We start from the raw sequence: 20792 nt of genomic DNA on the forward strand, positions 1-20792 counted from the left end.
GGTCGCCCTGATCTCAGAATAGTCGACAGCACAAAAAGTGCCACTGGATTTTTTTCATGGCAGCGAAGAAACGAATTTTTAGAGGGAAAACCAAAGTTCGGAAGGAAAGGAATAAGGAGCCGGTGTTTGATAATCGAATTGGCCCCTTTGATTTGCTTTCAGAGTGGATTAAATCTGATGGAAACCGGCATTGCGTTGATCTGATTACGGCCATTATTTTTGGAAAGATACAACGCTTCGTCCGCCGCGCTGACAATGTCTGACTGATCTTCGATATCCGGGTCCTGATCTGGCCGGTAAGTTGCAATGCCCTGGCTGATGGTCACGCGGTTAAACTCGCTGAAGCTGTGTTTGATGCCCAGCGTTTCGATCGATTCCATAATGTGCTGGGCGACAATCCATGCACCTTTCAAATCAGTATCCGGTAAAATAGCGGCAAATTCTTCACCGCCAAAACGGGTGACCACATCGGTGCTGCGTTTCAGCGATTTCCGCAATGTTCTTGCCACAAGACGCAGGCAGGCATCGCCCGAAAGATGGCCGTAGTGGTCGTTGAAATGTTTGAAATAATCGATGTCGATCATAACGACCGTCAGCGGTGTACGGTTACGTTTGGCGCGCATATATTCGTGACTGAGCACTTTTTTAAATTCGCGACGGTTTGGCAGTTTGGTCAGTGAATCGGTACGGGCCTGAATTTCCAGGCGACGGTTGGCCTTAACCAGTTTCAGTTCCAGCAATTTGCGTTCGTGAACGTCTTCAGCGGTGCCGTACCAGCGCTGAATTGAGCCGTCCGTCGCATAACTGGCCGCCGCGCGGATACGCATCCAGTTCCAGCCGCGGTCAACGTGGCAGAAGCGAACTTCGATATCCAGAGGCGCGCCGGTTTTAAGGCATTGTTCCCAGGTCTGAACCGCGGCCCGGCGGTCTTCAACATGCATACTCTGGATCCATTTATCTGCCAGAATATCCTGACGCGTCATGCCGGTGATACGTTGAAAACGCGAGCTGACGTCATTGAGCATGCCGCGCGGGTCAGCGGTCCATGGGATTTGCGGGTTCAGCTCCACCATGTTGCGGTAATGCTCCTGGCTTTCGCGCAGTGCCCGTTCCATACGCTTGAGGCTGGTGATATCTGTCATTGCCACAGAAAGCCCGTTCAGCTGATTTTGTGCGTCGTAAGCCGCTTTTATGCGTACGAAGAAAACCTGATTTTTACCGGGAACTGAAAATTCACGGTCGGGCGTCGTTTCGTTACGCTGCGCCATCTCCAGTGCGTTATTGAGCAAAGGTGAAAGGCCGGGCAGGAAAACCCCGATTTTGCGGCCAATCGCTTCGTACGGTTGCAGACCAATGATATTGGCCATCGCATCATTAACGGTGACATAACGCATTTGCAGATCGATAAAGCACAGGCCAACAGGGGCGTTGGAATAAATGGTTTCGAGCTGGAAAAGACGCTGTCCGGGAGCCTGATCCAGACTGGTCAGATTACGGTCGATGCCACGATAGCCACGGAAATTGCCGTCGTTATCAAACAGCGGAACACCGCTGGTTTCGAGAATAACTTCGCTGCCATCCGGGCGGATATTACGGTTAAGTAATCCGCCAAAAGGGGCGCGGCGTTCAACAATCGCAGCGAACTGCTCACCCACGCGTTTGGCTTCGTCAGGCGGCATGAAGTCAAAAGGCGTTTTGCCTAAAACTTGTTCGGGCGGAATGCCAAGAAACTCGATGCATTTATTTGAGGAAAAGACGTAACGTCCTTGTGCATCGACTTCCCAGATCCAGTCAGAATTGTTATCGATAATATCCCGCAGACTGGCCATTTGCTGTAACAGCAGGCCATCTGCTGATTCGAGTTTCATTTCATCCGACATGATACTTCTCCGACTGGCAGGTCTTTACTCAACATCAGGCACTATGATTTATATCTAAAAATGATATATCACTGGCAATGTTATCTTGAGGGCAATAATACATGTCAGGCTAGGATTATTCCTACTTATAATTCCATTAACCTATATGGATAAAATAAAAGGATATCCAATATATGTAGCACAAAATTTTTCACAGTCATTTGTTCCATGCAGTTTGTCACCTTGATTTCACCTAAAAATGTACCGGAGCAGAATCGGGTTAAAAGCATAGCAGACTTATTTTTTATCGAATTTAAGAAAGGATTATTAGAATTTTCTGCGCCAACAGGAGGATCCTGTGGCACAGAAAATTACGAAAAGAGTTAAATTAATTTATCGTTCGAAAACGTCTGGTGCCGCGTTGCCCCGTCCCTGACCAGTTCGCGGGGCAGGCTATTTTTAATCCGGCTGCCGATTTTTTTTGCCAGCCCTAGCGGCTGATTTGACCAGGTCACCAGACATTCATCCGTCACCGGCGTGTTTTCAGGATAAATATCGACGCCGCGCAACCAGTTCTGTGCCAGTTCATCATTAATTTCAAACCGGTTGCTGGCGTCATTAACGCTGAAAGCAACAACGGCTTCATGCTGCCAGCGGAAACCTTTTGGAAAGCGTTCAGCCAGGCGGACGCCAATACGCGAAAATCTGACCTTGCCGAATAAGTGTTCCAGCACGGCAGGGAAGATCCAGATTTCTTTGTCGCGCTGCCACAATGTGTATTGTTTTTCAGGCCATGAAAGCCCGGAGCTGGCGGCGGCTTTGATTATTTCCGCGCTGTCCTGACGTGAAAGTGGCGTGAACGGGAAGCGGCCAACTTTATATCCGGGAACCGGCAAACGCGGTACAGAGTCTGTTTTACGAAAACGAGCAACGAAGAAACCTTCGCTGTCATAAATCTGCGGGAATACGTGGAGATAACCTTCCTGTGTCACCGCTTTTTGCGCACCATCGAATAAATCTTCCAGAGATTCTGTTTCCACCGCACCGGCGTAGGTCTCCAGCAGCCACTGGCAAACCTGCTGATTTTCCTGCGCATTGAGCGTGCAGGTGGAATACACCAGAACGCCGCCTGGCTTTAAGGCGTGAAATGCGCTGTCGATAAGCTCGCGTTGCGTGGTGGCAATTTCAGCCACGCTGGCTTCTGACCAGTTGCTCATGGCATCGGGATCTTTTCGAATCACGCCTTCACCGGAGCAGGGCGCATCCAGCAGAATTGCATCGAACGTTTCGGGTAACGCGGCACCGAACACGCGCCCGTCGAAATGGGTCAGTGCGGTATTGCTCACGCCGCAGCGGCTGATGTTGGCATGCAGCACTTTCACGCGGCTGGCGGAATATTCATTGGCAACGATGCCCCCGCGGTTTTCCATCTGTGCGGCAATCTGCGTCGTTTTTGAGCCCGGTGCAGCAGCAACGTCCATCACCAGCGCAGGTTGTGTGTCGTGTGCAAACAGGGCTGTGACGGGGAGCATGGAACTGGCTTCCTGAATGTAAAAAAGCCCGGCGAGATGGGCCAGCGCGTTACCTAAGCGTGAATCATCCAGGGCGTGACGGTTGATCCAAAAGCCTTCTGCGCACCAGGGCACTGGCTCTAAATCCCACTGAAATCCTGACGCCATTTCGAGAAAATCAGTCACGCTGATTTTCAGGGTATTGACCCGCAGACTTGGGCGCAGAGGGCGCTGGCATATCGCAATAAAATCTTCCATGGTCAGGCTGGCTGGCATGATTGCGCGCGTCGCATCCAGAAAGGCGGCAGGTAATTTATCAGCGAAATCGCTGGCAGTGGTGAGCTTTGACAAGAGTTGGGTTCCAGTACTGAAGGTATTTTCTGCCGCGGAGTTTAGCATATTTGCCGGCAGATGAAGGCGTGGGTGTTGGCCGAATGCAATGAAAAGGCCACCTGAAGGTGGCCTCTGAAAGCGCGGGATAGTTAATTCCTTGGGATCGCCGTTCCCCATTTTTGCCAGTCTTTCGGCGCTTCCGGATTGAGCAGGAAGTGGTTGCCGTTGGCGGCTTTTGGTGCCAGCGGTGTGGTCGGCGGCGTTGCGAAGGCAATACCGCCGCGGATGAACTGCTGGAATGTTCCGCTTTTAAATACACCCCCGGTAAGACCGAACTGTAAATCATAGCCGGAGGCCAGCCAGAACACGGAGTTTTCACGTACCAGATACTGGTACTTTTTACTGACGCGCAATGTCACGTTCACGCGGTCAGCCATCGCGCCCAGATAGAAGCCTGAAACCGTACCCACTTCAATGCCGCGGAACAGCACCGGCGTGCCGATTTGCAGTGAGCCGACTTCTGCTGCATCAACCACAATGCCCAGACCGTCGGTGTAACGCGAATCGGTAATCGTGGATTCCTGCAAATCAAAGTTACGCGCAGGAACGCCTTTACCGGCTTCAACGTTGATGTACGGCTGAAGTAAGGTATCAAGATTGCTGACACCACCGGCCGAAATCTCCGGCGAAACGATTGAGAAACGTGTGCCACGGCGGGCAAAATTGTCGACGTATTCCGGATACAGCACGGCTTTGGCGGAAACCTGATTGAGCTGAGGATCCAGTTTCAGGGATTCTACCTGGCCGATGGTAATCCCCAGATAACGGATTGGCATGCCCGCGGAAAGTTTGCTGGCATCGTAGGTATTGAGCGTGATCTGGCTGCCCACGGCGCGTGCGGAGGTTTCGGAATCATAAAGAATACGCTTGGTGCCTTTGCTGGTCAGCACGCCTTCAAAGTTATCGAAGCTGATCGCTCCTTTCAGTGCGCGATCCAGCGGCGATGCCTGAACGGTCAGCCCGCTGCCGTTCAGCTGAACTTTGGCTCCGCCTTCTGCCCAGAAAATAGTTTTTTCGGTCAGCAGGTTGCGGTATTGGGGCAGGATGTAGACATCCACGTCAAACTCGTTGGCTTTCGGGCGCACGTTAACAATCTGGCCCACCTGGAATTTACGGTAAAGCACCACGGAACCGGCTTGAATGTCTGGCAGGCTTTTTGCCGTCAGCGTCAGCGTCGCACCTGGTTGATCACCCTGAATGCCTTCAGCGGCTTTTTCCGCATTGCTGTACAGCGGATATTTTTGCGCGGGTTCGCCTTTTCCGCCCGGAATAATGCGGATGCCGCCATCTACCCATTCCTGCGCGCTGGCGCCCAGCACTTCCATACCATCGATACCCAGCTTCACATCAACGCGGCTGTTCACCACAAACTTGCTGTCTTTATGCAGTAAGTTTTTGTATTCCGGCTTGATAGCGGCATTAAACAAGATGCCTTCATCAGTCAGTGTGCGGTCGATGATCTGACCAACAGTAATGCCATACAGTTTGATTGGCTGGCCCGCATCAATGCCATAACTTTGCGGCGCGACCAGCTGAATTCTGCTGGTGGCCGGATCCTGAAGCAGACGCTGGTTGCTGTCGAGGACGGTAAAACGCTTCTGCGCATCGCCGTCGCCCGGGATCAGTTCCAGCGTATTGCCGGTCAGCAACTGGCTGATATTGGCATTATTCAGGCTGAGTTTCGGGCTGTTCATTTCGATGCGCGTCCCGGTGCGCATCATATCCAGCACAGAAGGGTCGACGGTCAGTTTGCCGGTGACTTTGTTATCGGGCTGCAAGGTGATTTTTGTCAGCGTCCCGACCTGCAAACCCTGATACATCAGCGGTGTCTGGCCTTCGGACAGTCCATTGCCATTTGGCAAATCCAGGTCGATTTCAACGCCGCGCTGGCTTTGCGCCAGATCAGGGTAAAGCACGTAAGACTGGTCGGCCTTGGCGGGTTTTCCGTCGTCCGGAGAATCCATCGAGATCGCACCGTTAACCAGCGCTGCCAGACTTTCCATCTGAACTTTTGCACCGCTCAGGCTGAAATCGCCTTTAAAGCCGGAAACATTCCAGAACCGGGTGTTGTCTTTGACCAGACTGGCAAAGCGTTTGTCGATCAGTAAATCAATCGTCACACCGTTGTTGCCGCTTTCGATGTCGTAATCGTAAACTTTGCCGATCGGGATTTTACGGTAATACACCAGTGAACCGGTGCTCAGAGAGCCCAGGTCTTTGGCGTGCAGATGCACCATTAGTTCGCCGGTATTGAGGCGGAATTTAGGTTGCGTATCCAGCGCGACAAAGTGGTCTTTTTCTTTTCCGGGCCCTGGCATCATGCCAATGTAGTTACCGCCAACCAGGGCATCAAGGCCGGACACGCCCGCCAGCGATGCTTTCGGCGTCACCAGCCAGAACTGAGTGCCTTCGCGCAACGCGTCAGACAGATCGCTTTTAATGCTGACTTTTACCTGAATGGTGCGCAGATCTTTGCTCAGGCTGATGGATTCGACCGACCCGACTTCAACGCCCTGATAACGCACAGGCGTACGGCCCGCAACGATGCCCGCTGCTGACTGGAAATCGATTGTGACAGTCGTCCCGCGCTCCTCGTAGTTGCTGTAAATGAGCCATCCGGCAATCAGTAAAGCAATAAACGGCAGAAGCCAGAAGGGTGAAATCCGGCGCCTGTGTTTTATCCGTGCTTCAGTCGGTGTATTCGGCGTTTCCTGTTGCATGTGCATCCCAAATCAAGCGGCTATCAAGCCATTCAACGGCAAGAATGGTGAGGATCACGGCAGAGCCAAAGTAAAAGGCAGCCGGTCCCATTGTAAATGACAAAAGCTGGTCACGATTTACCAGCGACATCATCAATGAAATTACAAACAAATCGAGCATAGACCAGCGTCCGATCCAGGTCACCAGCCGTAAGAGGCGAATACGCGTTTTCAATCCCTGAATCGCTTTGAAATGGATGCTGATCAGTAACGTCAGCATCACGATAACTTTTGTGAAAGGTACCAGAACGCTGGCGATAAACACGATGGCGGCAATCGGTACGTTGCCTGACGTGGCTAGCGACACGACGCCGGAGAAAATGGTGTCTTTGAGCTGTTGTCCGTTGGCATAAATAATCGAAATCGGCAGCAGGTTCGCAGGGATCAGGAAGATGATTGCTGCAATAAGCGCCGCCCAGGTTTTTTGCAAACTGTGTTTATAACGCAGCCGCATTGGTACATGACAACGTGGGCAACGGCCCCGTTCATCCGGTTGTCCGGTAAATTTGCAGGCCAGACACAAGCGCAGCGAAGAGGGCACGCCTTTGGGCTGACGCTGCGGATAAAACTCTTCCCACAGCTGTTCGATATTCAGGTTAATCATCGTCAGCGTGACCATGACGGTCATCATCAGGTACGCCGCCAGCGCAATGCCGACATTGATGTCGGCATACTCTTTGACCTTAATACTGGCGACGGCCATGCCAATCAGATAGATATCGAGCATTACCCAGTCTTTCAGGCGGTCGAGCATCAGCAGCACGGGTTTCAGGTTCATGCCCAGTTTGCTGCCAAAATGCAGGTAAAGAATGGAGAGCGCCAGCGTCAGCGGCGCACCGATAGTGCAAAACGCGACCATACTGGCGGTGACCGGATCACCCTGACGCGACATTTGCCAGATTCCTTCCAGCAGACTGGCGTCAATACGCGTGCCCAGAAGGCGGATGCTGATAAGGGGCTCGGTATAGGCAAACGGCATCAGCAGCAAAATGCTGATGGCAATCGTGATCAGACGCGGCAGGGAACAAACCCGACCCTTTTCGACTTTGGCGTTACAACGCGGACAGTGCGCCGTTTGCGTCCGCAACAGTGCGGGAAGCGCAAAAAGGTAGTCACATTCACTGCACCGCTGGTAGCGAATATGCGGTAGCTGGGCTGAAATTGTGTGTATTTTCATAGTACCTGGAATAGTAAAGAATACCTGTTGTTACAATTACGCATCCCCCTTAGGGGTCAGGCGAGGCCATTGAGCCAATATCAGCCAGGTTTTTTTGACAAAATAACGTATTATGCGGTCGGCAAACAGTTATTGTAGGTGAGTCTTTTTGATGTCACACAGGATTAACCTTGTTCATATGGGCATTTAATGCTTATTTTATAGAGGTTAAGCACACCAGAACGGCTCAGTGCCCTTAGGTTATTATTGGTTACTACATGAATAAAGAAGCATTCTACACGGAATTAAAACGTGATTTGAGCGCGTTGATCGCCGGAGAAAACAATTTTATTGCGACTCTGTCGAACGCCAGTGCCTTACTTTTTGAGCGTCTTGACGGCGTGAATTGGGTAGGTTTTTATCTGATGGATGGCACATCACTGGTGCTGGGGCCATTCCAGGGTAAAATTGCCTGCGTGCGTATTCCGGTAGGGAAAGGCGTCTGCGGTACCGCTGTTGCAGAAAATGCCGTACAGCGTGTTGGTGATGTTCATGCCTTCCCGGGCCACATCGCCTGTGACGCTGCAAGTAATGCCGAAATTGTCCTTCCCATCACGGTGAAAGGCACAGTTATTGGCGTATTAGACATTGATAGCACCGTTTATCAGCGCTTCGATGAAGCCGATGAACAGGGGCTGACAGAGTTAGTCAGCGGGCTTTGCCAGCATCTCGAAAACTGCGATGCTGAAAAATATGTCAATCTGATCGTAAGTTGATCGTCGGATAACGTGGCATTTAATAATGGCGTCATTATAATGGCGCCTGTTCATGCCTGCGCCGGTTGGCAAACCCGTTGTAATCAGGAAATTTCATGGAAAATCAACCTAAGTTGAACAGTAGTAAAGAAGTCATCGCCTTTTTGGCTGAGCGGTTCCCGCTCTGTTTTACCGCCGAAGGCGAAGCACGCCCATTAAAGATCGGTATCTTTGCGGATTTGGTCGAGCGCGTGCAAGGTGAAGAGAATCTGAGCAAAACTCAGTTACGCTCTGCTCTGCGTCTGTATACCTCAAGCTGGCGCTATCTGTATGGCGTTAAAGTTGGCGCAGAACGCGTTGACCTTGATGGTAATTCATGTGGCGTTCTCGAAGAGCAGCACGTCGAACATGCCCGTAAACAGTTGGAAGAAGCAAAAGCCCGCGTTCAGGCACAACGTGCAGAACAACAGGCTAAACGTCGTGAAGCCGGTGAAACCACTGAGCCACGTCGTCCACGTCCGGCCGCTAAAAAACCTGCGCCGCGTCGTGAAAATGCGCCCGCAGCTGTGGCTGGTCAGGAAAATCGCAAACCACGTTCACCTCGCCCACCGCGTGAGGAAAAACGTGAACCGCGTCAGGTGCCAGTAACAGACATTTCAAAACTGCAAATTGGCCAGGAAATCAAAGTCAGAGCAGGACAGAGTGCGATGGATGCAACCGTTTTGGAAATTGCCAAAGACGGTGTTCGCGTTCAGCTCTCTTCGGGTCTGGCGATGATTGTGCGCGCAGAACACTTGCAGTTCTGATACGGAGGCCAACTCAGGCATGAACAAATTTGTCAGATTAAGCGTTATCGCGGGTCTGTTAATGGCAGGGGCAGGGCTGGTGAATACCAGCTTTGCAGCGAACGAGAGTGCACCGGTGACTCTCGCTCAACTCCCTAATTTGACTCAAGATCCGCAAGATGCAACGGTAAGCGAGCGTGTGACCGCACGCTTTACCCGTTCACATTATCGTCAGTTCGACCTTAATGCAGATTTCTCAGCGAAAATCTTCGACCGTTACCTCAACATGCTCGATTATGGCCATAACGTACTCATGGCTTCCGACGTGGCGCAGTTTACTGACAAACGTGCCACTTTGGGTGAGGAACTGAAATCCGGTCAGTTAACTACGCCTTATGCCTTATTTAATCTGGCGCAAAAACGTCGCTTTGAACGCTATGACTACGCGTTGAAAGTGCTTGAGCGTCCGATGGATTTCACTGGCAACGACACTATTGAGCTTGATCGCAGTAAAGCACCGTGGCCGAAAGACCGCGCTGAGCTGGATAAGTTGTGGGATGCGAAAGTCAAATATGACGAGCTGAACCTTAAACTGACCGGCAAAAACGATCAGGAAATCCGCGATGTGCTCTCCAAACGTTATCATTTTGCGATGAAACGTCTGACGCAGAGCAACAGCGAAGATGTGTTCCAGCTGGTGATGAATGCCTTTGCGCATGAAATTGACCCGCACACCAATTATCTCTCTCCCCGCAGCACCGAGCAGTTCAATACCGAAATGAGCTTGTCTCTGGAAGGTATAGGCGCCGTCTTGCAGGGTGACGATGATTATACCGTCATCAATTCAATGGTAGCTGGAGGCCCGGCGGCCAAGAGTAAAGCCATTGCGGTTGGCGACCGTATTGTGGGTGTGGGCCAGGTTCAGGCCGGCAAACAAACCCCAATTGTTGATGTGATCGGCTGGCGTCTTGATGACGTCGTTGCGCTCATCAAAGGGCCTAAAGGCAGCAAAGTGCGCCTGCAGATCCTGCCTGCGGGCAAAAATGCTAAAAACCATGTTATTACCCTGACACGCGAAAAAATCCGTCTGGAAGATCGCGCAGTCAAAATGACCATCAAAAATGTCGGCAATCAGAAAGTGGCCGTGATGGACATTCCGGGTTTCTATGTGGGGCTTACGGACGATGTTAAAGTCCAGCTACAGAAAATGGCGAAGCAAAACGTCAACAGCCTGGTTATCGATCTTCGTACCAACGGCGGCGGTGCCCTGACTGAAGCGGTTTCTCTGTCAGGTCTGTTTATCCCAAGTGGCCCTGTTGTGCAGGTTCGCGATAACAACGGTCGTATCCGTCAGGACAGCGATACCGATGGCGTCGTGTACTACAAAGGTCCGCTGGTGGTTCTGGTTGACCGCTTCAGTGCGTCAGCATCAGAAATCTTTGCAGCCGCAATGCAGGATTATGGCCGTGCGCTGATTGTCGGTGAGCCGACCTTCGGTAAAGGGACCGTGCAGCAATACCGTTCACTGAACCGCATCTATGATCAGATGCTGCGTCCGGAATGGCCTGCGCTAGGCTCCGTACAGTACACAATCCAGAAATTCTATCGTATCAACGGCGGCAGCACTCAGCGTAAAGGGGTTACCCCGGATATTCTGATGCCAACCGGTATTGAATCGATTGAGACGGGTGAGAAGTTCGAAGATAACGCGCTTCCGTGGGATAGCATCAACGCGGCGACTTACACCAAAATGGGCGACATGAAACCGTTCCTGCCTGACTTGCTGAAAGATCATGAAGCACGTATTGCGAAGGATCCTGAGTTCCAGTACATCCAGCAGGATATCGCCCGTTATAAAGCACTGAAGGACAAACGTGATACCGCCTCCCTTAATTACGCACAGCGTGATAAAGAGGACAAAGAGGACGATGCATTACGTCTGAGCCGTCTGAACGAACGCTTCAAACGTGAAGGTAAGAAACCGCTGAAATCTCTCGACGACTTGCCGAAAGATTATGTGGCACCGGACCCTTATCTCGATGAAGCTGACCACATTGCCGTTGACCTGGGCAATCTGGAAAAAGCTCAGGGCGACCAGACCGCGGCGAAATAATTCCTCACCCGGTGGTCAGATGAAAAAGCGCACTCCGGTGCGCTTTTTTTATGCGCTAAACCGGGCATGAAAGCTCGCGGGGGCATGTGAACTCCATAGATTTCAGCGACGGATGTGAAATAAAACGCTTCAAAATGTAAAGTATTGTGATTTTAGGTCTTTAGCGGGCAGGGACTCTTGAATCTGTGCTAGAAGCCCATAGGATCAGTACAGCCGGGCAGGCTATGTGCCGGTGGTGTGACTCAATCAATAACAACGAAGTAACAATGAGGAAGTAAAATTTTATGATGCGTATAGCGTTGTTCCTGCTGACTAACCTGGCGGTTATGCTGGTCTTTGGGCTGGTGTTAAGCCTGACGGGCATTCAGTCCAGCAGCGTGCCGGGGCTGATGATCATGGCCGGGCTGTTTGGCTTCGGTGGTGCTTTTGTCTCGTTGCTGATGTCTAAGTGGATGGCGTTGCGTTCGGTGGGTGGTGAAGTTATTGAGCAGCCACGAAATGAAACTGAGCGCTGGTTGATGGAAACGGTTCGTCGCCAGTCTCAGCAGGCAGGCATTGCCATGCCGCAGGTCGCGATTTATCACGCGCCAGATATTAATGCTTTCGCAACCGGAGCGCGCCGTGATGCCTCGCTGGTAGCGGTGAGCACAGGTTTGCTGCAAAGTATGAATCAGGATGAAGCCGAAGCGGTTATTGCCCATGAAATCAGCCACATTGCGAATGGTGATATGGTGACCATGACGCTGATTCAGGGGATCGTGAACACCTTCGTGATTTTCATTTCGCGTCTGATTGCGCAGGTGGCTTCTGGTTTCCTTTCCGGAAACCGTGATGGCGAAGAAAGTAACGGCAATCCGATGATTTATTTTGCCGTGGCGACGGTGCTTGAACTGGTCTTTGGTATTCTGGCGAGCATTATCACCATGTGGTTCTCGCGTCACCGCGAGTTCTACGCAGATGCCGGTTCAGCGAAACTGGTAGGGCGTGAAAAAATGATTGCAGCGTTGCAACGTCTGAAAACCAGCCATGAACCGCAGGAAGCGGGCAGCATGATGGCGTTTTGTATAAACGGCAAATCGAAGTCTTTCAGCGAGCTGTTTATGTCTCACCCGCCGCTGGACAAACGTATCGAAGCGCTGCGCAGCGGTCAGTACATCAAATAAATGTCCGTTCGTTTATGTGTAAAAAAATGCCTGGCTTATGCCAGGCATTTTGCTTTCCGAAACTTACGGTTTAGTACTCTCAGCGGCTTGCTGGCTGCTGGTTTTTTGCGTCATTCTCATCAGACTGACCAGCGCGCCTGCACCGGCGAGTGTCCCGGCCATAATTAACGAAGCATGCGTCCCGTGTGACGGGAACAGGTTAAACATCAGGGCAACCATTGCTGCACCGGTCGTCTGGCCTAAAAGACGGGCAGTTCCCAGCAAGCCACTGGCGCCACCGCTGCGGTTACGCGGTGCGGAACTGATGATTGTGTGATTGTTCGGTGACTGGAATAAACCAAAGCCCGCACCGCACAGAAGCATGCGCCAGATAATGTTCAGATGTGAAGGTTCTGGCGGCAGCAGTGAGAGCGAAAACAGCCCGAATGAAAAGATAATCAACCCGATCCCGCCCAGCATTCCGGGATGGAAACGCTCGACCAGACGGCCGGCGATTGGTGCCATCACCATCGTTGCCAGTGGCCACGGCGTCAGCAGCAGGCCGGTATCTACAGAGTTCAGCCCCAGCGTATTTTGCAGGAAGAAGGGCAGTGAAACGAATGCCAGCATTTGGGCACTGAAAGAGCACAACGACGTACCCAGCGACAGGCTGAAAATCGGGATGCGCAGCAAATCCACCGGCAGCAACGGGAAAGGTTTCGATAACTGGCGGCGGACAAAGAACCAGCCAATAATCAGCAGCGCGATCACTTCGCCCAAAATTAGCAGATGGTTCAGACCCTGCGCGAAACCGCTGATTGCACTGATGAGCAGGCCAAACGTCAGCGCATTCATCACGCTGCTGGTGATATCAAAACGCTGCCCCTGACTGCGTGTTGAGTTGGCCGGAAGAAATTTCAGGCCCAGAATCAGCGCGACAATACCAATCGGAACATTCACCGCAAACAACCACTGCCACGACGCGACGGACAAAATCCCTGCTGCAATAGTCGGCCCTGCGGCGGACGAAACGGCAACAATCAGCGCATTAATCCCGACGCCCCGACCCAGAAAACGTTGCGGATAAATAATGCGTATCAGCGCGGTATTGACGCTCATGATCGCCGCAGCCCCGAACCCCTGCAATACGCGCGCGACGGTCAGCGTCAGCAGCGAATCGGAAAGGGCGCAGAAGAGCGACGTAATGCTGAATACCAGCAGGCCGGTCTGATAGATGCGGCGATAGCCAAAAATATCACCGAGAGACGCCAGAGAGAGCAATGAAATGGTTATTGCCAGTTGGTAGGCATTCACGACCCAGATTGAGGCCGCCGGGCTGGCATGAAAATCATTGGCAATAGTGGGTAACGCCACATTCGCGATTGCGCCATCAAGCACCGAAACGGTAATACCCAGAGCGATTGCAAGGATCGCACCGTAGCGCTGTGGAACGGGAAGCCCGTCGTTGGGTGTAGGTGTCATGAGTTATGTCAGTGCGTAGTCATCAGAGAGGGGAATATTACTACGCTAATGAAGCTAAAGTGACAATTGTCACATGATGTAATGAATTTTTTACTGTTCTCTCAGTTCTGAAACTGGCTTAACAGTTCTTACATTCTCACGCATCGGGTAGATTGCTTCTCGTCGATGCTTACCACTATAATAAAAACTACGTTCTATTTTTTTTGAAACAAAACTCACGCGAGCAGGTAATTCATCCTATGGCTATCGCAGATCTTGATAAGCAACCCGATTCTGTTTCTTCCGTTCTGAAAGTTTTTGGCATTTTGCAGGCCCTGGGCGAAGAGCGGGAGATTGGTATTACTGAACTTTCTCAGCGCGTTATGATGTCCAAAAGTACCGTCTACCGTTTTTTACAGACGATGAAATCTTTGGGATACGTGGCGCAGGAAGGGGAATCTGAGAAGTATTCGCTCACTTTGAAGTTATTCGAGTTAGGGGCGAAAGCACTGCAAAATGTGGATCTGATCCGCAGTGCTGATATTCAAATGCGTGAACTGTCCCGTCTGACCCGCGAAACGATCCACCTTGGCGCACTGGATGAAGACGGTATTGTCTATATCCATAAAATCGATTCGATGTACAACCTGCGCATGCATTCACGTATTGGCCGCCGTAATCCGCTGCACACTACGGCGATCGGTAAAGTGCTTCTGGCCTGGGGCGATAAAGCGGAAGTCAGCGCCCTGTTGCAGGAAATCGAATTTACCCGCAGCACTGAAAACACCATTATGAATGCCGCCGATTTGCAGACTGCGCTTAATCAGGTGCGCGTGCAGGGTTATGGCGAAGATAACGAAGAGCAGGAACAGGGGCTTCGTTGCATAGCGGTTCCTGTGTTTGACCGCTTTGGTGTGGTGATTGCTGGCCTGAGTATTTCGTTCCCGACTATCCGTTTCTCAGAAGAAAGCAAAGCGCACTACGTTGAAATGCTGCATACCGCCGCGCGCAACATTTCTGAGCAGATTGGTTTTCACGACTACCCGTTCTGAGTCTTTGCATAAGTAATGCAGATATAAAAAAACCGAAGCCATTGGCTTCGGTTTTTTGTTTTCAGCGAACCGGGATCAGCGATGAGCCAGTTCAGCGGCTTCTTCAGAATCCATCACTGCTTTGTCTGTCTGTTTTAAAAGCTGGCTGGTGATTGTACCGGCAGTCATTGAACCACTTACGTTCAGGGCAGTACGGCCCATATCAATCAGCGGCTCGACGGAGATCAACAGCGCGACCAGCGTGACAGGCAGACCCATCGCCGGTAATACGATAAGAGCCGCGAAAGTCGCACCGCCGCCCACACCGGCAACACCGGCGGAGCTCAGTGTGACAATGCCGACCAGCGTGGCAATCCAGACCGGATCAAACGGGTTGATGCCCACGGTTGGCGCAACCATGACGGCCAGCATTGTCGGATACAAACCGGCACAACCATTCTGGCCGATAGTGGCCCCAAAGGATGCTGCGAAGCTGGCAATCGATTCCGGGATACCGAGACGACGAGTTTGTACTTCAACGCTCAGCGGAATAGTGGCAGCGCTGGAACGGCTGGTGAACGCGAAGGTTAGCACTGGCCAGACTTTACGGAAGAATTTCGCCGGGTTAACGCCGGTGAAAGACAACAGCACAGCGTGAATTACGAACATGATGGCCAGACCGAGATAAGATGCCACCACGAAACTGCCCAGTTTAATGATGTCCTGAATGTTGGAACCGGCAACCACTTTGGTCATTAGTGCCAGAACACCGTATGGAGTCAGTTTCATGACCAAACGAACCAGTTTCATCACCCAGGCTTGCAGGGTATCGATAAAGGCCAGAACGCGCGGGCCTTTATCAGCATCATCTTTAACCAGCTGAAGTGCCGCAACGCCAACGAAAGCTGCGAAAATTACCACGCTGATGATGGACGTCGGACTTGCACCTGTCAGGTCAGCAAACGGGTTCTTAGGAATAAAGGAAAGGATCAGCTGAGGCACGCTCAGGTCAGCCACTTTGCCCACGTAGTTGGACTGGATAGCGGTCAGACGCGCGGTTTCCTGCGTCCCCTGAACCAGCCCATCAGCGGTCAGACCAAACAGACCGGTCACAAAGATACCTACCAGCGAGGCAATCAGCGTGGTGAACAACAGGGTACCGATAGTCAGGAAACTGATTTTGCCCAGCGATGACGCGTTGTGCAGTTTCGCTACCGCGCTCAGAATCGAGACGAAAACCAGCGGCATGACTATCATTTGCAGTAACTGGACGTAGCCGTTACCGACAATATTAAACCAGGTAATAGAGGTTTTCAGTACCGGATCATCGGAACCGTAGATCAGCTGCAAAGCCAGGCCAAACACCACACCCATGGCCAGACCAAGTAAGACTTTTTTTGCCAGACTCCATTGCTTATGGCGGGTTTGCGCCAGCAGCAAAAGGAGGACAACGAAAACCACTACGTTAAGAACGAGCGGAAGATTCATACCGAACTCCAGACTTATAGTTTTGATATTTAAAACGGGTGTTCCCGACAGGGATTGCACCATCCCAAAGCAATGGTGAGCAGGATATCAGTTTGGCACCTGAACATTTATATCCAAAAAGAATGCTTTATAACTTTTAGGTTTGATTCGTACCAAATATCACCAAAATGGCGGTATTTTATGCTTGTCATATGAATAATTTCAGAATGTGATTAAAAATATCCGGATTTATTGCACCAATAATGGGCGTCCAGTCAGGCCAGAATAGCGTCAGACCGACTAGCATCAGACATAACGTACGTTCGAGCTGATTGCCTTTTTGACTGTTGATTAGCGGCAGGCGAAAACGCCAGCGGCATGGCCACAATAATGGAACACCGGCTGGCGTCAGCATATCGGCCAGAATATGGCTCAGATAACCAATTATCATGGCATGAAAGGCATCGATGGGGATCACCCAGTCATGAGGGAAATGGGTGCGTAGCAGGAAAATACCCCCCGCGACGGCAAGCAAGCTGTGTGTGAATCCACGGTGCCCGAATGCCCGCGCGATCGGAGCGGAAATCCATTTCAGGCGCTGGCCAATCAGTGATTTGGGATGATCGATGTCGGGCAGCAGGCACGTCAGCAGCGACCCCGGAATAATATGCCACCAGTCACCGTGCGCCAGTTCCGGAGAGAGCTGTGCCTTTTTCGCAAACACTGCACAGGCAATTGAAAAAATGAGGTGGCCTTCCGCCGTCATGACGCGTCCGAACTGGATAACTGTTATTTTATCCAGTATAAGTGAAACTGTCACAATCTTGGAAGAGACACCCTGTAACTAATTGTCAACGATATGATAAAAAAGAAAAAGGCGTATAAAAATACGCCTTTTTATTGTCACTTATTGGGTTGCTATCGCGCCAGCCATCCACCATCAACGGCAATGGTATAGCCGTTAACGTAATCCGAGGCTTTCGACGCCAGAAATACCACGGGGCCCATGACATCTTCCGGCAAGCCCCAGCGCCCGGCGGGGATGCGATCAAGAATTTCTTTGCTGCGATCTTCATCCGCACGAAGTTGTTCAGTATTGTTGGTCGCCATATAGCCCGGTGCAATGGCGTTAACATTAACATTGTGCTTCGCCCATTCATTAGCCATCAGCCGGGTGATGCCCATGACGGCACTTTTTGATGCCGTATAAGAAGGAACGCGAATGCCGCCCTGATAGGAAAGCATGGACGCAATGTTAATAATTTTACCGCCAGTACCTTGCGTAATGAACTGCTTAGCCACGGCCTGAGACATGAAGAACAGTGTTTTGCTGTTCACGTTCATCACGTCGTCCCAATTCTTCTCGCTGAACTCGATAGCATCTTCCCGGCGAATGATACCGGCGTTGTTTACCAGAATATCGATATGACCAAACTCGCTGACCGCTTTTTGGATGAGTTTGGGAATGCCCGTAATGCTACTCAGGTCAGCGCGAAGGTCGAGGAAACGGCGGCCGGTTGCCGTGATTTTTTCGGCCGTTTCGTTTGGCGCTGAAACGTTAATACCTACGATATCGCAACCGGCTTGTGCCAGTCCCAGCGCCATACCCTGGCCCAGTCCGGTGTTACAACCGGTCACGATTGCGACTTTGCCGCTTAATTCAAACGCATTGAGGATCATATTCAAAGTCTCTTTTGCACGGCACGTTCGCCATTAATGGATGATTTGCTCCGCTGCCGTGCAACAGAGCACAAGGGTTAGCGCAGTTCGCTGACTTTGACGTGATCCATGTCGTCAAATACCTGGTTTTCGCCAACCATTCCCCAGATGAAGGTGTAGTTTTTCGTGCCTACACCGGAATGAATTGACCAGCTCGGTGAGATGACCGCCTGTTCGTTATGAACGAGCAAATGGCGCGTTTCCTGTGGTTGCCCCATCATGTGAAACACGGCGGTTTCTTCCTCCATATTGAAGTAGAAATACACTTCCATACGACGCTCGTGGGTATGGCAAGGCATGGTGTTCCACAGGCTGCCTTCTTCGAGTTTCGTCAAGCCCATCGTCAGCTGGCAGGTTTCTAAAACGTCAGGAACGATGAATTTATTGATGGTGCGGCGGTTGCTGGTGGCCGCGTCGCCAATAGTTTGAGGAGACGCTTCGGCCAGCGTGATTTTTTTGTTAGGGAACGTCGTGTGCGCAGGGGCGCTGTTGTAGTAGAATTTGGCGGGTTTTGCGGCATCAACGCTGCTGAATTCAACGTGCTTCCCGCCTTTGCCGACGTACAGCGCTTCTTCATGACCAATCTCATAAGTTGTTCCGTCAACCACAATAAGCCCCGGCCCGCCGATGTTGATCACGCCAAGCTCGCGGCGTTCGAGGAAATAACTCACGCCGAGTTGTTTACCAACGTCATCACCTATCGAAACTGATTTTTCAGCGGGCATAACACCGCCGACGATAATGCGATCGATGTGGCTGTAGGTCATGGTGCAGGCGTTTTTCTCGAAGATTTTCTCGATGAGGAATTCGCGGCGTAATTGTGCGGTATCCAGCGTTTTGGCGTGGTCGCTGTGGATGCTTTGACGAACTTGCATGTCGGTGCCTCTCATAGGATTGCAATAAAGGGGGACGTGCCGGGCGAGTCTGACCGTTGCGTGGCAGTGACAGCGTACAGAAGCAGGAGAGTTCCCGGCTCGTCCTTGTTAAACGCAGCATAGGTTCATTGGCATATGAATTCAATAAAAATGAAATAACGTTTTATTTATTTTATGAGGCAGTTCATGGTTCGCGAAATTAAACGCTGTCCGGGGAAATGTGGCAGGGAAAATGCGAAGTCAGGTTGAAGCAGGGAACGGCACAGAAGCGGGGTGGCTTTGCGCCGGTTTACCCAGGAATAGGTCTCAGAGGATATGTGCTGGCTCTAAAGCTTCAAGGGTCGCGAGTTTCGTGTCGGCAAGCGCCCAACGCGGATCTTCGCGATACTCACTGGCGGGAACAACAATCGAGCGCATGCGTGCGGCTTTCGTGGCAATCATCCCGTTAAAGGAATCTTCCAGCGTGACGCAGTTCAGAGGGTCAACCTGCAATTCACCGGCTGCGAGCAGATAAACTTCCGGGTGCGGTTTACTGAAAGGCAGGTTTTCTGCCGAAGTGATCACCTGAAAATAGGATTGCAGGCTGAACATCTCAAGAACCGCCCTGAGCATAAATAAAGGAGAAGCGGACGCGAGGCCAATTTTCAGACCGCTGTCACGACACAGCTCAAGTGCCTGGTTCACACCCGGCAGCAAAGGGCGTGTTTGTTCCACCAGTTCGACGGTGCGCGTGATGATCATTTTAGACACTTCGTCCTGCGTCGGCCCTTGCCATGGCAGCGTTTGATACCACATTCTGACCACCTGATCGACGCGCAAGCCCAGCGTATCCTGCAGTAAATGTCGCTGAGAAATATCGACGCCGAGGCTACCAAAAACGTCCAGTTCTGCCTGAACCCAAAGTGGTTCAGAATCAATTAACAGACCATCCATATCGAAAATTGCTGCATTAACAGGGCGAACATAAGCCATGAAAGCGGACTCCGTAAAAGTGAATTAAGGCTTTACTCTAACACCGCCGGTTCTGAGGGTGAAATGCGATATAGGGACGGTCAGGAAAACCGTCAGGAACGCTGTTTCAGGCAGGCAACGCCAGTAACTGATTAAAACATTGGGCGCAAAATACTTTCTGTGGGTAAACTTACGTGTTGCTTTAGGTGTCCTAACAAGGGGAATTCATGACGTATCAACAAGCCGGACGCGTGGCAGTGATTAAACGGATTGCAGGATGGATTATTTTTATCCCTGCGCTGCTTTCAACACTGATTTCATTGCTTAATTTTATTAATGAACACACTAAAACTGAGCAGGGCATCAATGCCGTTATGCTGGATTTCGTCCACGTGATGGTCGATATGGTGAAGTTCAACACCTCGTTTCTTAACGTTTTCTGGTACAACTCCCCCGTACCCGCTTTGGGGCAGGGCGTGACCACCGCCAACATCGTATTCTTTATTATCTACTGGCTGATTTTTGTCGGTCTTGCGTTACAGGCATCCGGCGCAAGAATGTCCCGTCAGGTGAAACATATCCGTGAAGGGATCCAGGATCAACTGATCCTTGAGCAGGCGAAAGGTGCAGAAGGGCGTACACGACCACAGATTGAAGAACGGATTGTCATCCCGAGACATACGATTCTGGTGCAGTATTTTCCGCTCTATATTCTGCCCATCGTTATTGCAGTCGTTGCGTATTTCATTTTGAAATTATTAGGTTTAATTGCAGGTTGATCTGAGATTACTTTCTGTAAGATCTGATTTATCATT

Annotated in this window: 16 protein-coding genes; 6 read left to right on the forward strand and 10 right to left on the reverse strand. The window is 51.2% G+C overall.

Annotation, left to right across the window (positions count from 1 at the left end; genetic code table 11):
• Positions 1-158: 158 nt before the first annotated feature.
• From J1782_RS17470 to yebS, 4 genes are all read right to left on the reverse strand, one after another.
• Complete coding sequence (locus tag J1782_RS17470) at positions 159-1880, reverse strand: diguanylate cyclase (protein WP_152325674.1); 1722 nt, start codon at positions 1878-1880, stop codon at positions 159-161.
• A gap of 362 nt (positions 1881-2242) precedes the next feature.
• On the reverse strand, positions 2243-3769 hold the full coding sequence (gene rsmF / locus J1782_RS17475; protein ID WP_165056873.1) for a 16S rRNA (cytosine(1407)-C(5))-methyltransferase RsmF: 1527 nt from the start codon (positions 3767-3769) through the stop codon (positions 2243-2245).
• 83 nt (positions 3770-3852) lie between these two features.
• Entirely contained in the window at positions 3853-6483 is a 2631-nt protein-coding gene (locus J1782_RS17480; RefSeq protein ID WP_217153615.1) for a PqiB family protein, read from the reverse strand.
• Positions 6452-7699, reverse strand: coding sequence for a membrane integrity lipid transport subunit YebS (gene yebS, locus J1782_RS17485; protein WP_152325677.1), 1248 nt, complete (start codon positions 7697-7699; stop codon positions 6452-6454). The genes J1782_RS17480 and yebS overlap by 32 nt, the downstream gene beginning before the upstream one ends.
• 257 nt (positions 7700-7956) lie before the next feature.
• Here yebS and J1782_RS17490 point away from each other — a divergent pair, with 257 nt between their 5' ends.
• The 4 genes from J1782_RS17490 (at position 7957) to htpX (ending at position 12494) form a co-directional block, all read left to right on the forward strand.
• Positions 7957-8454 carry a GAF domain-containing protein gene (locus J1782_RS17490; protein WP_152325678.1) on the forward strand — a complete coding sequence of 166 codons (498 nt, stop codon included), beginning with the start codon at positions 7957-7959 and terminating at the stop codon, positions 8452-8454.
• A gap of 95 nt (positions 8455-8549) precedes the next feature.
• Positions 8550-9239 carry an RNA chaperone ProQ gene (gene proQ, locus J1782_RS17495; protein WP_152325679.1) on the forward strand — a complete coding sequence of 230 codons (690 nt, stop codon included), beginning with the start codon at positions 8550-8552 and terminating at the stop codon, positions 9237-9239.
• 19 nt (positions 9240-9258) lie between these two features.
• Positions 9259-11331 carry a carboxy terminal-processing peptidase gene (gene prc, locus J1782_RS17500; RefSeq protein ID WP_165056876.1) on the forward strand — a complete coding sequence of 691 codons (2073 nt, stop codon included), beginning with the start codon at positions 9259-9261 and terminating at the stop codon, positions 11329-11331.
• 284 nt (positions 11332-11615) lie between these two features.
• On the forward strand, positions 11616-12494 hold the full coding sequence (gene htpX, locus J1782_RS17505) for a protease HtpX (RefSeq protein ID WP_152325681.1): 879 nt from the start codon (positions 11616-11618) through the stop codon (positions 12492-12494).
• 63 nt (positions 12495-12557) lie between these two features.
• On the opposite strand, the gene J1782_RS17510 is transcribed toward htpX, so the two are convergent.
• Complete coding sequence (locus J1782_RS17510; protein ID WP_217153616.1) at positions 12558-13955, reverse strand: MFS transporter; 1398 nt, start codon at positions 13953-13955, stop codon at positions 12558-12560.
• A gap of 239 nt (positions 13956-14194) precedes the next feature.
• Here J1782_RS17510 and kdgR point away from each other — a divergent pair, with 239 nt between their 5' ends.
• Entirely contained in the window at positions 14195-14986 is a 792-nt protein-coding gene (kdgR, locus tag J1782_RS17515) for a DNA-binding transcriptional regulator KdgR (RefSeq protein WP_152325683.1), read from the forward strand.
• Between the two features lie 75 nt (positions 14987-15061).
• Here kdgR and J1782_RS17520 read toward each other — a convergent pair whose 3' ends face one another.
• The 5 genes from J1782_RS17520 to hxpB form a co-directional block, all read right to left on the reverse strand.
• Entirely contained in the window at positions 15062-16453 is a 1392-nt protein-coding gene (locus tag J1782_RS17520; protein ID WP_217153617.1) for an L-cystine transporter, read from the reverse strand.
• Between the two features lie 187 nt (positions 16454-16640).
• Complete coding sequence (locus tag J1782_RS17525) at positions 16641-17198, reverse strand: metal-dependent hydrolase (RefSeq protein WP_104922575.1); 558 nt, start codon at positions 17196-17198, stop codon at positions 16641-16643.
• A 152-nt stretch (positions 17199-17350) separates the two neighbouring features.
• Positions 17351-18112, reverse strand: coding sequence for a 2-dehydro-3-deoxy-D-gluconate 5-dehydrogenase KduD (kduD, locus tag J1782_RS17530; protein ID WP_217153618.1), 762 nt, complete (start codon positions 18110-18112; stop codon positions 17351-17353).
• A 77-nt stretch (positions 18113-18189) separates the two neighbouring features.
• Complete coding sequence (kduI, locus tag J1782_RS17535; RefSeq protein WP_152325686.1) at positions 18190-19026, reverse strand: 5-dehydro-4-deoxy-D-glucuronate isomerase; 837 nt, start codon at positions 19024-19026, stop codon at positions 18190-18192.
• Between the two features lie 306 nt (positions 19027-19332).
• Positions 19333-19998: a hexitol phosphatase HxpB gene (hxpB, locus tag J1782_RS17540; RefSeq protein ID WP_217153619.1), complete on the reverse strand. Its 666-nt coding sequence runs from the start codon at positions 19996-19998 to the stop codon at positions 19333-19335.
• Positions 19999-20204: 206 nt separating this feature from the next.
• Here hxpB and J1782_RS17545 point away from each other — a divergent pair, with 206 nt between their 5' ends.
• Entirely contained in the window at positions 20205-20756 is a 552-nt protein-coding gene (locus J1782_RS17545; RefSeq protein ID WP_152325688.1) for a YniB family protein, read from the forward strand.
• Positions 20757-20792: the final 36 nt, after the last annotated feature.

The sequence above is a fragment of the Rahnella sp. BCC 1045 genome (assembly GCF_019049615.1).
GTDB lineage: Bacteria > Pseudomonadota > Gammaproteobacteria > Enterobacterales > Enterobacteriaceae > Rahnella > Rahnella contaminans.

Coding starts and splice junctions, on each gene's coding strand:
- J1782_RS17470 (WP_152325674.1), bottom strand. CDS start 1,880: ATGTCGGATGAAATGAAACTCGAATCAGCAGATGGCCTGCTGTTACAG.
- rsmF (WP_165056873.1), bottom strand. CDS start 3,769: ATGCTAAACTCCGCGGCAGAAAATACCTTCAGTACTGGAACCCAACTC.
- J1782_RS17480 (WP_217153615.1), bottom strand. CDS start 6,483: ATGCAACAGGAAACGCCGAATACACCGACTGAAGCACGGATAAAACAC.
- yebS (WP_152325677.1), bottom strand. CDS start 7,699: ATGAAAATACACACAATTTCAGCCCAGCTACCGCATATTCGCTACCAG.
- J1782_RS17490 (WP_152325678.1), top strand. CDS start 7,957: ATGAATAAAGAAGCATTCTACACGGAATTAAAACGTGATTTGAGCGCG.
- proQ (WP_152325679.1), top strand. CDS start 8,550: ATGGAAAATCAACCTAAGTTGAACAGTAGTAAAGAAGTCATCGCCTTT.
- prc (WP_165056876.1), top strand. CDS start 9,259: ATGAACAAATTTGTCAGATTAAGCGTTATCGCGGGTCTGTTAATGGCA.
- htpX (WP_152325681.1), top strand. CDS start 11,616: ATGATGCGTATAGCGTTGTTCCTGCTGACTAACCTGGCGGTTATGCTG.
- J1782_RS17510 (WP_217153616.1), bottom strand. CDS start 13,955: ATGACACCTACACCCAACGACGGGCTTCCCGTTCCACAGCGCTACGGT.
- kdgR (WP_152325683.1), top strand. CDS start 14,195: ATGGCTATCGCAGATCTTGATAAGCAACCCGATTCTGTTTCTTCCGTT.
- J1782_RS17520 (WP_217153617.1), bottom strand. CDS start 16,453: ATGAATCTTCCGCTCGTTCTTAACGTAGTGGTTTTCGTTGTCCTCCTT.
- J1782_RS17525 (WP_104922575.1), bottom strand. CDS start 17,198: ATGACGGCGGAAGGCCACCTCATTTTTTCAATTGCCTGTGCAGTGTTT.
- kduD (WP_217153618.1), bottom strand. CDS start 18,112: ATGATCCTCAATGCGTTTGAATTAAGCGGCAAAGTCGCAATCGTGACC.
- kduI (WP_152325686.1), bottom strand. CDS start 19,026: ATGCAAGTTCGTCAAAGCATCCACAGCGACCACGCCAAAACGCTGGAT.
- hxpB (WP_217153619.1), bottom strand. CDS start 19,998: ATGGCTTATGTTCGCCCTGTTAATGCAGCAATTTTCGATATGGATGGT.
- J1782_RS17545 (WP_152325688.1), top strand. CDS start 20,205: ATGACGTATCAACAAGCCGGACGCGTGGCAGTGATTAAACGGATTGCA.